General features: G+C 63.7%; 11 protein-coding genes, 1 tRNA gene and 1 pseudogene. 6 read left to right on the top strand and 7 right to left on the bottom strand.

Going from position 1 to position 14,102, the window contains the following annotated elements; translation table 11 throughout:
- Positions 1–10: 10 nt before the first annotated feature.
- The 3 genes and pseudogenes from hsdR to QMG80_RS06625 form a co-directional block, all read right to left on the bottom strand.
- Positions 11–2,029 (bottom strand): EcoAI/FtnUII family type I restriction enzme subunit R, encoded by a 2,019-nt coding sequence (hsdR, locus tag QMG80_RS06635; protein WP_085772103.1) that lies wholly within the window; start codon positions 2,027–2,029, stop codon positions 11–13.
- A gap of 131 nt (positions 2,030–2,160) precedes the next feature.
- A pseudogene (locus QMG80_RS21675) lies at positions 2,161–2,373 on the bottom strand (type I restriction-modification system subunit M N-terminal domain-containing protein); the annotation flags it as partial.
- A 103-nt stretch (positions 2,374–2,476) separates the two neighbouring features.
- Positions 2,477–2,561: transfer RNA gene (locus QMG80_RS06625), tRNA-Leu, on the bottom strand.
- 157 nt (positions 2,562–2,718) lie between these two features.
- On the opposite strand from QMG80_RS06625, the gene QMG80_RS06620 reads away from it, so the two are divergent.
- The 4 genes from QMG80_RS06620 (at position 2,719) to QMG80_RS06605 (ending at position 6,045) form a co-directional block, all read left to right on the top strand.
- Complete coding sequence (locus tag QMG80_RS06620) at positions 2,719–3,720, top strand: complex I NDUFA9 subunit family protein (protein WP_085772102.1); 1,002 nt, start codon at positions 2,719–2,721, stop codon at positions 3,718–3,720.
- A gap of 474 nt (positions 3,721–4,194) precedes the next feature.
- Positions 4,195–4,611 carry an ExbD/TolR family protein gene (locus QMG80_RS06615; protein ID WP_158658767.1) on the top strand — a complete coding sequence of 139 codons (417 nt, stop codon included), beginning with the start codon at positions 4,195–4,197 and terminating at the stop codon, positions 4,609–4,611.
- Positions 4,598–5,335: a MotA/TolQ/ExbB proton channel family protein gene (locus QMG80_RS06610; protein WP_085772100.1), complete on the top strand. Its 738-nt coding sequence runs from the start codon at positions 4,598–4,600 to the stop codon at positions 5,333–5,335. The genes QMG80_RS06615 and QMG80_RS06610 overlap by 14 nt, the downstream gene beginning before the upstream one ends.
- A 23-nt stretch (positions 5,336–5,358) precedes the next feature.
- Positions 5,359–6,045: an energy transducer TonB gene (locus QMG80_RS06605; protein ID WP_158658765.1), complete on the top strand. Its 687-nt coding sequence runs from the start codon at positions 5,359–5,361 to the stop codon at positions 6,043–6,045.
- 479 nt (positions 6,046–6,524) lie between these two features.
- On the opposite strand, the gene QMG80_RS06600 is transcribed toward QMG80_RS06605, so the two are convergent.
- The gene (locus tag QMG80_RS06600; protein WP_085772098.1) at positions 6,525–7,505 is read right to left on the bottom strand and encodes a quinone oxidoreductase family protein; all 981 of its coding nucleotides are present in this window, start codon (positions 7,503–7,505) and stop codon (positions 6,525–6,527) included.
- Between the two features lie 121 nt (positions 7,506–7,626).
- On the opposite strand from QMG80_RS06600, the gene QMG80_RS06595 reads away from it, so the two are divergent.
- Positions 7,627–8,889, top strand: a complete 1,263-nt coding sequence (locus QMG80_RS06595; RefSeq protein ID WP_085772097.1) for an FAD-dependent monooxygenase — start codon at positions 7,627–7,629, stop codon at positions 8,887–8,889.
- A 192-nt stretch (positions 8,890–9,081) separates the two neighbouring features.
- Positions 9,082–11,052 carry an excinuclease ABC subunit UvrC gene (uvrC, locus tag QMG80_RS06590; RefSeq protein ID WP_085772096.1) on the top strand — a complete coding sequence of 657 codons (1,971 nt, stop codon included), beginning with the start codon at positions 9,082–9,084 and terminating at the stop codon, positions 11,050–11,052.
- A gap of 18 nt (positions 11,053–11,070) precedes the next feature.
- On the opposite strand, the gene dapA is transcribed toward uvrC, so the two are convergent.
- The 3 genes from dapA to QMG80_RS06575 all read right to left on the bottom strand — a co-directional run bounded on the left by dapA (position 11,071) and on the right by QMG80_RS06575 (position 14,037).
- Complete coding sequence (gene dapA, locus QMG80_RS06585; RefSeq protein WP_085772095.1) at positions 11,071–12,048, bottom strand: 4-hydroxy-tetrahydrodipicolinate synthase; 978 nt, start codon at positions 12,046–12,048, stop codon at positions 11,071–11,073.
- A gap of 3 nt (positions 12,049–12,051) precedes the next feature.
- Positions 12,052–12,279: a hypothetical protein gene (locus QMG80_RS06580; RefSeq protein WP_085772094.1), complete on the bottom strand. Its 228-nt coding sequence runs from the start codon at positions 12,277–12,279 to the stop codon at positions 12,052–12,054.
- A gap of 162 nt (positions 12,280–12,441) precedes the next feature.
- The gene (locus tag QMG80_RS06575) at positions 12,442–14,037 is read right to left on the bottom strand and encodes a RecQ family ATP-dependent DNA helicase (protein ID WP_085772093.1); all 1,596 of its coding nucleotides are present in this window, start codon (positions 14,035–14,037) and stop codon (positions 12,442–12,444) included.
- Positions 14,038–14,102 lie beyond the last annotated feature (65 nt).

The following is a 14,102-nucleotide window of genomic DNA, read 5'->3' as shown; positions in this document are numbered from 1 at the left end:
CCCGGCCCCCTCAGCTCTCGTACAGATGCCGCTGAAAGCCGACGAAGGCGTCTCGGATCGTCGCCGCGCCGCCAAGCATGGCGGCGGCTTCATTGACTGAACCATATTTGAGGAGGATCAGCGGTGCGAGCTTCTCCTGCTCCAGCTCCTCGACGCCCTGGCTCACATATTGCGCCAGCACGAAGTCGAGGAAGGCGGCGAGCTTCTCGTCATATTCTCCGTCCATTCGGTTCTTGCTCGCCTCGGCCCGCTCCGCCCGCGTCTTGGGCGAGCTGGTGAAGGCGACATAGGCCAGCACGTCGAAAATGTCGCTTTTCTCGGCGTCGATCATGTCCTTGATCTGACCGAGCTGCTGCGCGCCGAAGCCCTTTTCGGAAAGTCCCTGCAAGAGCGCCTTGCGCGTGTCGGGGCGGCTCCAGAGGCGCCTCAGCTCGTCCTCGTCCTTGAAGAATGCCGGAAGCTCGCCAAAGAGGCTTTCGACGAATTGCGTCGCCGACATAGGGCGACCGTCGGCGCTCCAGAAGGTCGTCGCCACCATGGATTGAATGGCGCGCTCTTTGCCGTCGGCGAGCTTGATTTTCAGCTTTCGCGGTCGGTCGCCTTCCTCTTCGCCTCCGGCTTCGTAAGGATCCTGCGGCCCCTCTTCGCAGCCGTCAGGTCGCGGGCGGGGAGGCCGCGGCGGTTCCGTTTCCGGCGGCTCGCCGTCCCATTCCGGGTCGTTGAAGTGTTCATAGGCCCGAACGAAGTCGTGGATCGTGAAATAGTCCTTGCCCTCATAGAGCCGCGTCCCGCGCCCGATGATCTGCTTGAATTCGATCATTGAGCCAATGGGCCGCATCAAGACGATGTTGCGGACGTTGCGCGCATCGACGCCCGTCGAGAGCTTCTGCGAGGTCGTGAGAATCGTCGGGATGGTCTTCTCATTGTCGCGAAAGGCTTCCAAATGCTGGTCGCCGATCTTCCCGTCATTCGCGGTGACGCGCTCGCAATAATGCGGGTCCTTGTTCGTTTTCATTTGGTTGATGAGGTTGCGAACGGCGAGCGCGTGGTCCTGCGTCGCGCAAAAGACCAGGGTCTTATCCCTTTGGTCGATCGCCTCCATGAAGAGCCGCACGCGGTATTCCTCGCGCGCCTCAATCTCAATGACGCGGTTAAAATCTGCCTCGCGATAGCGCCGACCTTCCTCGACCTCGCCCTCGATGACCTCATCGTCGCGCGTATAGACATAGTCGTCGAGCGTCGTCGCGATCTGCTTGACCTTGAACGGCGTCAGGAAACCGTCATTGATCCCATCTTTCAGCGAATAGACGTAAACCGGTTCGCCGAAATAGGCGTAGGTGTCGATATTGTCTGTGCGCCTTGGCGTCGCCGTCAGGCCAAGCTGCAAGGCGGGCTCAAAATATTCGAGAATCTTTCGCCATTGGCTTTCGTCCTTGGCGCCGCCGCGATGGCATTCGTCGATGATGATGCAATCGAAAAAGTCTTTCGGATATTCGCCGAAATAAGGCGCGGGCTCCCCGTTCTCGTTGCGTCCCGTCATGAAAGTCTGAAAGATGGTGAAGAAGACGGCGCCGTTCTTCGGCGGCTTTCCGCTTTTCGCGATCTCGTCCGGCTTGATGCGGACGAGCCCCCGCTCCTCGAAAGCAGCGAAGGAATTGAAGTCGTTATAGGCCTGATTGGCGAGATTGTTGCGGTCGGCGAGGAAGAGGATGCGCGGCCGGCGGTCTGGCTCGCCGGAAAGATTCCATTTGGCCTCGAAGAGCTTCCAGGCGAAGTGAAAGGCGATGGTCGTCTTGCCCGTGCCGGTCGCGAGCGTCAGCAGAATGCGCCGCCCGCCTTCCTGCACGCGCTCCAGCGCCTTATTGACGGCGTTGGATTGATAATAGCGCAGGCTCCAGTCGCCGCCCTTCTCGACAAAGGGCACGGCGGCGAAGCGGTCGCGCCAAGCGTTTTGTGCGGGAAAGGTCTCAGCCCACAGCTCCTCCGGCGCGGGCCAAGCGGAGACATAGCCCTCGGCGCCCGTCTCCATATCGACGCGGTAAATGCCCAGCCCATTGGTCGAGAAGGCAGATAGGGAAAGAGGTCCGTATCGACGAAGGCGATGAGGTCCGGCCCGGTGCGGGTCTTGCGATGGTCGAGCGTCCCGTCCTGTTGCTTCGGCGCGGCCCAGGAGGACCAGCGGTGCGGCTCGTCGAGAATGTAGTCATAGGCCTTGCCGTGCAGATCGGCTTGGACCTTACGCTCCTCTTCGAGGTCGTCGAGATATTTGAGAAAGAGCAGCCAAGACGATTGCTCGGTGTAGTCGAGCTCGGTCGTGCAGCCGGCCTCTTTCCACAGCACGTCGTCGAGATTTTTGAAGGTTTGCTCGAACATGTCTCTTTGGCGCGAAAGGGGAGACAGATGGCATGAGCGCCGCAGCGATCAAGAGCCGCCACGCCGCGGCCAATGCCTTAAACGCAATGCGCTTTTGGATCGTTGGTGCCCAGGAGAGGACTCGAACCTCCACGGCTTTCACCACTGGTACCTGAAACCAGCGCGTCTACCAATTCCGCCACCTGGGCATGGGGGCGTCTCTTACGGGCTTGCGTCGGCTTCTGTCAATGCGCGAAGCGGCATTCCCTTCGGACGCAAAAAGCGTTAGAGCCGCAGCGGATTGTTGCAGCGCCGCGAGGCTCGAAAAAACGAGCGCCGCAGGCGTCGCAGGGAATTGACGAGGATATGGCCATGCCGCAGGCGGAGACGCAGAAGCTGATCACGGTTTTCGGGGGCTCGGGGTTCATCGGGCGCCATGTGGTCGCGCGCCTCGCGCAGGACGGCTGGCGGATTCGCGTTGCCTGCCGTCGGCCGGATCTCGCCTTTTTCCTGCAGCCGCTCGGCGTGCCGGGGCAGATTTTCCCGGTCCAGGCGAATCTGCGCGATCCGCGCTCGCTGGCGGCGGCGCTGAAAGGCGCGTCGGCCGCCGTCAATCTCGTGGGCATTTTGGCCGAGAGCGGCAAGCAGCGGTTCGACGCGATTCAGGGAAAGGGCCCGGGCGCGGTCGCCGAAGCGGTCAAGGCGGCGGGCATCGACAATTTCGTTCACGTGTCGGCGATCGGCGCGGACGCGCGCGCGACTTCCCGCTATGCCCGCAGCAAGGCCGCCGGCGAAGCCGCGGTGCGCTCCGCGCTTCCCGACGCCGTGATCCTGCGCCCCTCCGTCGTCTTCGGTCCTGGCGATGATTTCTTCAACCGTTTCGGGGCTATGGGGCGCTTCCTCCCCTTCGAGACGGTCGTCGGCGGAAACACCAAATTCCAGCCGGTCTATGTCGGCGACGTCGCCGAGGCGGTCGTGTGCGCCGTCTCCGGCAAGGCTCGCAAGGGCGCGACCTATGAGCTCGGCGGCCCCGAGGTCAGAAGCTTCGAATCGCTCGTGCGCTACGTGCTGGCGGTCTCCGACCGAAAGCGCCCCATCGTCAATCTTTCCTTCGGCATGGGCAAATTCGTCGCCGCGATCATGCAAACGCTGGACAGACTGTCACTCGGCCTGTTCCCGAAGCTCTTGCGCATGACCACCGATCAGGTCGAGCTGTTGAAGCATGACAACGTCGTGTCTGACGCGGCTAAGGCCGAGGGACGCACGCTGGAAGGATTGGGGATCGCGCCGACGGCCTTCGAAAGCGTCGCGCCGTCCTACCTCTATCGTTTTCGCCCGACGGGCCAGTATGAGGAGCAGCGCAGCTAGCCTCCGGCTACGCTCGAGCGCGATGCGAAAAAGTGGAAACCGTTTTTCGCGCAAGTCTCGGTCTAACCTTATAGAATCAATGAGCTTTCCTGCGTGCAGGCGATTCCGCCTGGACGCAGCGTGATGTCGCGCGCCACGCATCATTCTGCGGCGGTTTTCAATTTCCGCGCCATGGTCTATATGCACTCCGAATACATATCGCCTCCTGGTCGTTACCCTGCTGAATCGAAGGGCCCTGCGCCGTTGGCGGGGTGAGCTGCCATGTCGGCGGCGACGGAACGGCGGTATGGCTCTGGCCGCCTGTGAAGCCGAAGGCTCACGGGAGAGCCTGTGCGCGGAGGCTCGCAAGGAGTGCGACAAAAGGCGCCTGCCCCAGCGGTCGAGCTTCGTCCGTCGAGGTCGATGTCAATCCCATCGTCACACGCTCTCGGCGCTCCGCGCAGCATTGTCGGGATCAAAAGACGATCGAGACATTTGTCGCCCGGAAGGCAACAGCCGGACATAAGCCTTAACTCTTTCCTCGATCTGGTACTGAATATCCTCCTCTTCTTCGTCTTTGCGACAGAGTTGGCAGTGACGAAATCCTTGAACGTCGCGGTCCCGAAAACGGAATACGGGGAGCAGACGTCGAGGGACAACGAGTCGCTGCTGATCCAAGTCACAAAAGACAGTCGCTACTTCATCGGCCAAGACGAGGTCGGCCCCGATAAACTGCCCTTGCGGATGCGAGAGCGAAAAGCGGCGAACCCGAATCTCAAAAATGTGATCGTCCGCGGCGACCTGGAGAGCCGGCTACAGGCGACGGTGAACGTGCTCGGCGCCTGCAAGCAGGCTGGCTTCGCGAAGGTGAAGATTGAGACGGAGAAGGGTCGTGCAGATGGAAGTCCATGAATTCGGGCAAGCCGTAGCGGCGACCTTCGAGGAATATGTCTTGCGTGGAGGACTCACGATGGCTCTCCTCATTCCGCTGTCCATCTTCACACTCGGCATCACCATCCAGAGGCTTTTGGACCTTCGTCAATCTCGCGTGACCCCCGCCGGTTTGGTCGAGGCCGCCCGCTCGATCAAAAGTCCTGAGGAGTTCCATGCGTTTCGAGAAGGGCTCGTCTACAATACCTGCCCCCTCGCTCAGGTTCTGCTGGGATATATCGAAGCCGGCGAGCGCGGCGAGCCGGTCCATCCCGATATCAATCGCGAGCCGATAGAAGATTCGACGGACCGGCTCTATCACTCCCTCATGCCCCTTTCGACGGCTTATGTCGTCGCGCCGCTCTTGGGCGTGCTGGGAACCACGATCGCCATCATGGGAACCTTCAAACAATTCGCGATCGCCGGAGACCGGGACATGACGGCCCTGGTGATGGCGATCGACCAGTCGCTCGTCTCAACGATGTGGGGATTGTTCATCGCCGTGCCGGCCTATTATTGCTTCGCGCTGCTGCAAAGACGCATCTATCGCTATGAGCGCGACGTGCTCCCGGCGCTGAGCCGCGAGATTGTCCGAACCTTCGCCCCTTACATTCGTTACGGAGAGGACGAGCTTTCCCTCGAATGGGCCGGACAACCGCAGCGCTCGCCGCTGCCCGAGGAGACCAGCGCTTGCGACGCCTCCTGACCCACGGCCTGGACGGGCTCTGAGTGTGGCGAGCAGTCAAGCCCGGAATGGCGGCGTCGCTCGCGATCCATTTGGCGGCGCTGCTGATTGCGGCCTGGGCGCTAGCGCCGGTGTTCGACGAGGCCGAACTGCTGATCGTCGAATATTCGGGCGCCGAAGCCAGTGAGCAGTCCGAAGCGAAGTTGAAGGAACAGACCGGCGGTTTGCCTGGCTCGAGAGCCGACAACCTTCAACCGCGCCCCATGACACAAGCGGTCGAAGACCTTCCATCCGACACGGCGATGCTCAATGCGAAGTTCCTGCCCGCCACGGAGCAACGCGCGGCGACGCCCGCAAAAGACGCGCCGGCTTCGCCGGGGGCGCTGGAGGTCGCGGGGACGGATCAGCGGCAGGAGGCGCGCAGGATCCGGCCGCGCCCCGAAAGTCGGCCCGACCCCCTGCGCGAATACGCAAGACTGCTGACAAAGAAGGTGATGAGCAGGCTCGTCTATCCCGAGGCAGGCCGCAGGGCGGGACTACGCGGCGACGCCGCCGTCATGTTCACCATCCTCCCGGACGGCGCGCTGCGCCTCGGCTCTCTACGAATCGTTTCGAGCAGCGGTGAGGCAAAACTAGATGAGAGCGCGCTTCAGACAATCCGCGCCTCAGCGCCTTTTGATCCCCCACAACGCGAGATCACGTTGAAAATAACCGTCAAATATGGGCCCTAGATCACAAGCGTTTGAGCGAAATCGCTCAAAAACGCAGATAACGTGATCGATCCCAAAGTTTTAGAGCGCGTCCTGATCACGTGGAATCACCCGATCGAAAAGGACTAAGCTCCAAATCAAAAACTTAGAGCATGTCCTGAGCGGAAAACGGCTTTGGGCGACGCCCCAAAAAAGAGCCCGGCTCGCTCGTCGAGCCGGGTCCAGTCAGCTATGGCCCATCGATAGGCGGGAGGAACCATTCAGCCATAACGTAGAAACAAACTAACCGATTCGGCAGGAAATTTCTTCCATTATATTTTCGTGAAAGTCCTTAAATTCGCCGAAATGCGCGCGTTTTTAGCCTTCCAGCGGAAGGACCAACGTCTGGCGTCCCCAAAAAATTCTTGTGTTTCAAAATATTAGCGCCGCAGCGTGGCGAGCTCCCCCAGACGTGGCAAAATTGTCACTATCCACGAAATTCTTTGTCTCGCGCCCGCGCCTCAGGGCGTGAGCACGATCGATCCGGTCGTTTTTCGCGCTTCGAGGTCGCAATGGACCTTTGCGGCATCCGCCAAGGGGCGCGCGCTGATCGCGTCGAGCGAGATGTCGCCGCGCTTGAGCGCGTCGACCACCTCCCCGGTCATGTCGCGGTAGGTCTCGACATCCGCGATATGGCTGAAAAGCGAAGGCCGCGTCGCGTAGAGCGAGCCCTTCTGCGAGAGGAGCCCGATGTCGAAAGCGGCGATCGGACCCGAGGCCGAGCCATAGCTGACGAACATGCCGAAGGGCTTCAGACAGTCGAGCGAAGCGGGAAAGGTCGCCCGCCCGACGCCGTCATAAACGACGTCGCAAAGCTTCCCCTTGGTGAATTCGCGTGTTTTCGCGACGAAATCCTCGTCGCGGTAGAGGATCGTGTGATCGGCGCCGGCCCTTCGAGCGATCGCGGCCTTCTCGGCGCTGCCGACGGTGGCGATGACTTTCGCGCCCAGCGCGGAAGCCCATTGGCAAAGCAATTGCCCGACGCCCCCTGCCCCCGCTTGAACGAGAACGCGATGGCCCTTCTTGATCTTAAAAGTGCGGCGCAGAAGATATTCCGCGGTCAGTCCCTTCAGCATCATCGCCGCGCCCTGCTCATAGGACAGGAATTTCGGCAAGCGGACGAGCGCGGCGGCGGCGATGTTGCGCGCCTCGGCATAACCGCCGAGCGCCCCGTCGACATAGGCGACGCGGTCGCCCGTCTTGACATGCTCGACGCCCTCGCCGACGGCGATCACCTCGCCGGCGCCCTCATGGCCCGGGATGAAAGGCGACGGCGCGGGATAGAGCCCGGAACGCCGATAGACGTCGATGTAATTGACGCCGATCGCGTGATGGCGGATCTGCGCCTCGCCCGGCCCGGGCGGCGGCAGCTCGACATCCTCATAGCGTAGCGCGTCCGGCGCCCCGGGGGCGTGCACGCGAATGGCCTTGACGGTCGTCATCCCGGATCCTCGTCGAATGATAATGATTAGGATAAGCGCTCGATAGTTCCCGCCCGGGGAAGACCCGGCCTCGCTCCCATCGCGCACAAGCGCTATATACGCGACCAGGGAGATTGAAACCATGACCGAGCCCGCCTCCGAGGCCAAGATTGTCAAGACCCAAATCCTAGTCGCAGGCGCCGGGTCCACCGGCATCGCGGCGGCAATGGCCTTTGCGCGCGCTGGACACAAGGTGGCGCTGGTTGGGCGCTTTCCGCCCTCCCTGCCGGGACGCACCGTGGCGCTGTTCGAAGCCTCGACGCGCTTTCTCGACGCGCTGGGCGTGCTGCAGCGCGTCAAGGAGAAAGCCGCGCCGATCGCGGCGATCCGCATGGTCGACGACACGACCCAATTGCTGCCGACGCCCGATCTGGTGCTCCAGGCGCGCGAGATCGGCCTTCCGGCGCTGGGCGTCAATATTTCGAATGACGAGCTCGTCGAGATTCTGATCGCCGCCGCGCGCGAACGCGCCGACTTCGAAATCATCGAAGCCGACATCGCCAACTTCGCCTTCGACGGCGACAGCGCCGTCGCCTTGCTCGCGGACGGGCGGCGGGTGGAGGCCGACTTCGTCGTCGCCGCGGACGGACGCGCGAGCCGCGCCCGCGCCGTCGCCGGAATCGACACGCAGGAATGGACCTATCCGCAGGTCGCGCTGACGGCGCTGCTAACGCATGAGCGGCCTCATGACGGGGTCTCGGTTGAATTTCACACGCGCTCCGGACCCTTCACGCTCGTGCCGCTGCAGGGCCGCGAAGGCGCGCCGAACCGCTCGAGCCTCGTTTGGCTCATGAGCGTCGCCGATGCGAGCCGAAGGCTGGCGAAGCCCGGCAAGGAGCTGCAGTTCGAGCTCGAGGACCGCTCGCATGGGCGTTACGGCGCGATGGCCATCGAAGGCGGAATCGGGCAGTTCAGAATGGGCGGCATGCGTGTTTCCGCCTACGCCAAGGACCGCGTGGCGCTCGTTGGCGAAACCTGCCACGTGTTTCCGCCGATCGGCGCGCAGGGGCTGAACTTGAGCTTGCGCGACGTCGCCGATCTCGAGGAATGCCTGGCGAGCGTCGATTTCGCCAACCGGCGCGAGCTCGGCCATGCGCTGGCGCGCTACGACCGGCACCGGCGCGCCGACATCGGCTTCCGCACGCTCGGCGTGGATCTTCTCAACCGCTCGCTGATTATCCCCTATTTGCCCGTCGATCTCCTGCGCGGCGCGGGATTCGTCGCCGTGAGCGCCTTCGCGCCTTTGCGCCGTGCGCTGATCCGCGAGGGCGTCGCGCCGCACCTCCTCCTGCCACGCCTCATGCAGGAGAAGACGTCGCGTCCCCGCGCGCGGCGGGCCGGCTAGCGCGAACAGCTCCTTAGCGCGTTTCCCGCTCGAACGGAATCGTTCGAGCGATTAGGAATCGCACCAAATCAGAAAGTTAGAGCATGTCATGACCGGAAAACCGCTTCGCACTTTTCCGTGACATGCTCTAGATTCGCTCCGAGCGCGGGGGCGCCCTTTTTGCCGGGGCCGCCTCTCGCTACATCTTAGCCCATGATCCCCTCAAAACGCCCCGTCGACGCGCCGCCCGAGGAAGACCTTGTCGAAGAGGAGCCCGAGCTTCCCGACGAGGAGAGCGCCGCCGATCTTCCCGATGCGCCCGAGAGCCTGAAACGCGGCGTCGAGGTCATCAGGGCGCAGTGGAAAAATGCGCCGAACGGCCCGGGCGTCTATCGCATGATCGCCGAGAACGGCGAGGTGCTTTACGTCGGCAAGGCGAAGAACGTCAGGAAGCGCGTCGCGAGCTACACGCGCCTCGCCGGCCATGTGAACCGCATTGCGCGCATGATCGCCGCAACGGCGTCGATGGTGTTCATCTCGGTCGAAACCGAGACCGACGCGCTGCTGCTCGAAGCCAATCTGATCAAGCAGTTGAAGCCGCGCTTCAACGTGCTGATGCGCGACGACAAGTCGTTCCCCTATATTCTGATCGCGCGCGACCACGCGGCCGCGCAGATCGGCAAGCATCGCGGCGCGCGCTCGCGCAAGGGGGATTATTTCGGCCCTTTCGCCAGCGTCTGGGCGGTCAATCGCGCGCTGAACGCATTGCAGCGCGCCTTTCTCTTGCGTTCCTGCGCGGACTCTTTCTACGAGAACCGCACGCGCCCTTGCCTGCTCTATCAGATCAAGCGCTGCTCGGGCCCCTGCACCGGCGAAATCTCGCTCGAGGACTATGACATGCTGGTTGAGGAAGCCAAAGACTTCCTGACCGGCAAGAGCCGCGCCGTGCGCGAGCAGCTCGCGCAGGAAATGACGGAGGCGGCTGAAGCCTTGGAGTTCGAGCGCGCCGCGCGGCTCAGAGACCGCATCTCGGCGCTCTCGGCGATCCAGGGAGCCCAGGGGATCAATCCGCGCAGCGTCGAGGAGGCGGACGTCTTCGCGATCGCCAAGGACGCCGGGCGTTTCTGCATCGAGGCCTTCTTCTTCCGCGCCTATCAGAACTGGGGCAATCGCGCCTATTTTCCGCGCGCCGACAAGACGCTCTCCGAAGAGGAAGTGCTGTCGTCCTTTCTTGCGCAGTTCTACGGCGAGCATCCTTCGGCGCCGCTCGTTCTGCTCTCTCACAAGATCGAGGACCGCGAGGTCCTCGAGGATGCGCTCTATGTGCGCATGAAAAAGCGGGTGGAGGTCGCGACGCCGCAGCGCGGCGAGAAGCGCGAGCTCGTGGAGCACGCCCTGAACAACGCGCGCCAGACTCTCTCGAGAAAGCTCGCCGAGGACTCGAGCCAGGAGAAATTGCTCGCGGCGCTCGGCGAGGTCTTCGGCCTTGCGGCCCCGGCGCGGCGCGTCGAGGTCTATGACAACTCCCATACGGGCGGGAGCCAGGCGATCGGCGCAATGATCGTCGCGGGACCCGCCGGATTCATGAAGGCGCATTATCGCACATACAATATCGCTCCGGGCGAGATCGCGCCCGGCGACGATTACGCGATGATGCGGCAAGTGCTGACGCGGCGTTTCGCGCGCCTCTCCAAGGAGACCGACTCGGCGAGCGATCCGGAGGCGTTTCCGGCCAAGCCCGATCTCGTTCTCATCGACGGCGGGCGGGGGCAATTCGACGCGGCGCGAGAAGCGCTTGCGCAGTCGGGGGTGACCGGCGTCGCGATCGCGTCGATCGCCAAGGGCGCCGACCGCAACGCCGGTCGCGAGACCTTCTTCGTCGAGGGGCGCGAACCCTTCCGCCTGCCGCCGCACGATCCGGCGCTCTACTTCGTGCAACGCCTGCGCGACGAGGCGCATCGCTTTGCGATCGGAACGCATCGCGCCCGCCGCAAAAAGGCCTTTACGGCCAATCCGCTCGACGAGATCGCGGGCGTTGGCCCCGCGCGAAAGCGCGCGCTGCTTCTGGCTTTCGGCTCCGCCAAGGCCATTGCGGGGGCGGCGCTCTCCGATTTGGAGAAGACGCCCGGCGTCAATAAGACGACAGCGCGGCTCGTGTATGAGCATTTTCAACGCGGGGAATGAGCGCCTTCCCCGACGGCGTCAAAACCGGGCGAAGCAGGCTCTGATCTCGCGGGCCGTCTCGGCTGCGACGGGGGTGAGCGGCAAGCGCACTTGCGGGCTGAACCACGGATGCAGCAAGGACAAGGCGTATTTTAGCGGAGCAGCGCCCGATTCCCTTTGCAGCGCGAAGGTCAGCGGCTGCAAAGCCATTTCGATCAGCATGGCGCGGTCCCATTGCTTCGCGTCAACGGCCCGCTGGAGCGCGGACCACAATGCGGGAACGATATTGGCCGTGCTCGAAATCCAGCCCGAGCCCCCGGCCAGGCAAAATTGCGCGCAGGCGTCGTCGCTTCCGCAAAGATGCGCAGAGTTCGGCTGAGCCGAGGGCCCTCGCTTTCTTAGAGAGGCCAGTCCTCCGTCGGCGTGAGCGATGGCGACGATGTTTGGAATCTCGGCGAGCTGCGTAAGCGTCTCGGGTCCAATGTCGACCGCTGTTCTCGCCGGATCGATCTCGATGATGAGCGGAAGATCGACCGCGCGCGCGATTTCCTGAAAATGGGATAACAGGCCGCGCTGACCGGGCTTGTTGTAATAGGGCGTGGCCAACAGAGCGGCGGAGGCGCCGGCCATCTGCGCCGCTTCAGTCCGCTCGATGCTTTCGCGCGTGCAATTGGTCCCCGTGGCTACGATGACGACGGCGCGGCGCGATGCGGTCTCGGCTGCGATCTCGATCAGACGGAGACGCTCGCGCCGCGAGAGCGTCGCGCCCTCGCCCATCGCGCCGCCGACGACGAGGCCGCCGCAACCCTCGTCGATCTGCCAGGCGACGTATCGCGCGAACGCGTCTTCGGCGATGTCGTCCTCCGCGAAGGGCGTTGGCGCCGCGGTCAGCCAGATGCGATCGCGCGCCACGATGCGCGCAAGCCGCGTTGGGGGCTGCGGCTCGGCTTCTTCATCGGCGCCCGGCAAACCAAAAAGCGAAGGGTGCTGACGCCGTTTAAATAGGGAGGCGAGCATGCGTCAGGTCCACAGTCCGAGCGGCTCGTTCGACCATCGAACCCTTTGAGGATCGAGTCCCCATTCGACGGCCGCGTATTTCAGCGCGGCCTCACGCGTCGCGAACATTCCGCCGAACCGCTTGCGGGATTCGGCGACAATCCAATGGCCCTTGGGATCTTGTCCGATAACGAATTGGGCTGCGACGCCATGATGCGAACTTTCAATCGCTGCGCTAAGGTGAATGCTCATTGTGGAGCCTGGGGTGACCGCAATCCGGGATGTGGACTGCAAAGGCGATGTTATGTCGCTCTGGAATAAGGAAGCTATTCGTAAGAAGCCGATTGGGATAAGGAACACGTAAAGCTCAGTCGCGCAGCGACGCGCGCGAAACGAAGCTCAAAGCAACGCTCATCACTTGCGCTGGCGCGCCGTTTCGATGATGCGCGTGAAAGTCGTTGCGTCGACGTCGTCGACGCCCTCGATTCCTGTGTCAGATGGGCCGCGCGCCAACGCGCGCAGCGCTTCGTCGCTCGCGATCTTGCGGGGCGGAAGTCGGCGCGCGCGCGCGAGGCGTTTGCGTTCGGCGGTGAGCAGACCGAGCAGACGCTCCTCTTCGACAGTGAGGGGGGCGAGGTCCCTGGTTGCGGGCGGCGGCCATGACGTTCCAAGCTCCGGCTCGTGCTCTGGCGCCTCTGTCTCGCCGCGCTCGAACAAGGCGCGGGCGCGCCCATTCGCGCGCAAGCGCAGGCTCAGCGCAGTGGCGTGGAGACGCCGCACGGGAGCAAGCAGTCCGCGACAGTGATCGCAATTTCCGCAAGCTGCGCTCGCTTCGCCGAATTCCGCGAGCATCGCCTGCATGCGGCAGCCGGGCGTGACGCAGAGCCGCGCCATGGCTTCGCGGCGCCCGCGCTCCGCCTCGACCGACGCATCGTCGTTCCTGCCCTCTGGCGCCAGCCGGTCCGCCAGCTCGCGCCGCTCGAAGAGCAGGAGCGTGCGCGCCTTTGCGCCGTCGCGGCCGGCGCGGCCGATCTCTTGGTAATAGCCCTCTATCGAATCGGGCAGATCGACATGCGCGACGAAGCGCAGGTCCCTTTTATCGACGCCCATGCCGAAGGCGATCGTCGCGACCATGACGACGCCCGCCCTTGCGAAGAACGCATCCTGATGCCGCGCGCGCCGCTCGCCATCGAGCCCGGCATGATAGGGGAGCGCATCGAGGCCGAAGCGCCGCAGCTCCTGCGCCAAGCGGTCGACCTTGGCGCGCGAGCCGCAATAGACGACGCCGCTCCCGCCGCGCTGCGCAGCGATGAAGCGCGTAAGCTGTCGGAACTCGTCATGCCGCTCGGCGAAGGCGAGGGCGAGATTGGCGCGCGCGAAGGAGCGGACGAAGACTTGCGGCTCGCGCTGGAAAAGCTTTTGCGCAATGTCCTCGCGCGTGCGCGGTCCGGCGCTCGCCGTAACCGCAAGGATCGGCGGAGCGCCGAGCCGGTCCGCAATCTCGCGCAGCCGACCGTATTCGGGACGAAAATCATGGCCCCAGGCCGAGACGCAATGGGCTTCGTCGACGGCGAGCAGCGCCACGCGCCGTCTTGAGAGCAGGGCGAGCGCGCCTTCCTGCGCAAGCCGTTCGGGCGCGGCGTAGAGCAGCTTGACGCGGCCCGACGCCACGCCCTCGCAAGCTCGCAGATAATCGGCGTCATCCTCGGCGGAATGCAAGGCCGCGGCGGGAAGCTTCGCGGCCGCGAGCGCGCGCAGTTGGTCGTGCATCAAAGAGATGAGCGGCGAGACGACGACGACGAGGCCAATCCGCATCGCCGCCGGAAGCTGATAGAGAAGCGATTTTCCCGAGCCCGTCGGCATGACGGCCAGCACGTCGCGTCCGGCGAGAACCGCCTCGACGATCTCCGCCTGCCCCGGGAGAAAATGCTCGTAGCCGAAAGTCTCGCGCAGCGCGCGACGGGCGTCATCGACGCTCGGCGCAGCGAGGCGAGGCGAAACCTTAACCATGAGCGATTCCCCGCGCGCCCAGAAACCCGCTCAGACTTTGGCGCCTTCGCGCCGCCGAACCGGTC

The organism is Methylocystis bryophila, from assembly GCF_027925445.1.
In the GTDB taxonomy this organism is placed as follows: Bacteria; Pseudomonadota; Alphaproteobacteria; order Rhizobiales; family Beijerinckiaceae; genus Methylocystis; species Methylocystis bryophila.
This window is presented reverse-complemented; position numbering and strand designations above follow the sequence as displayed.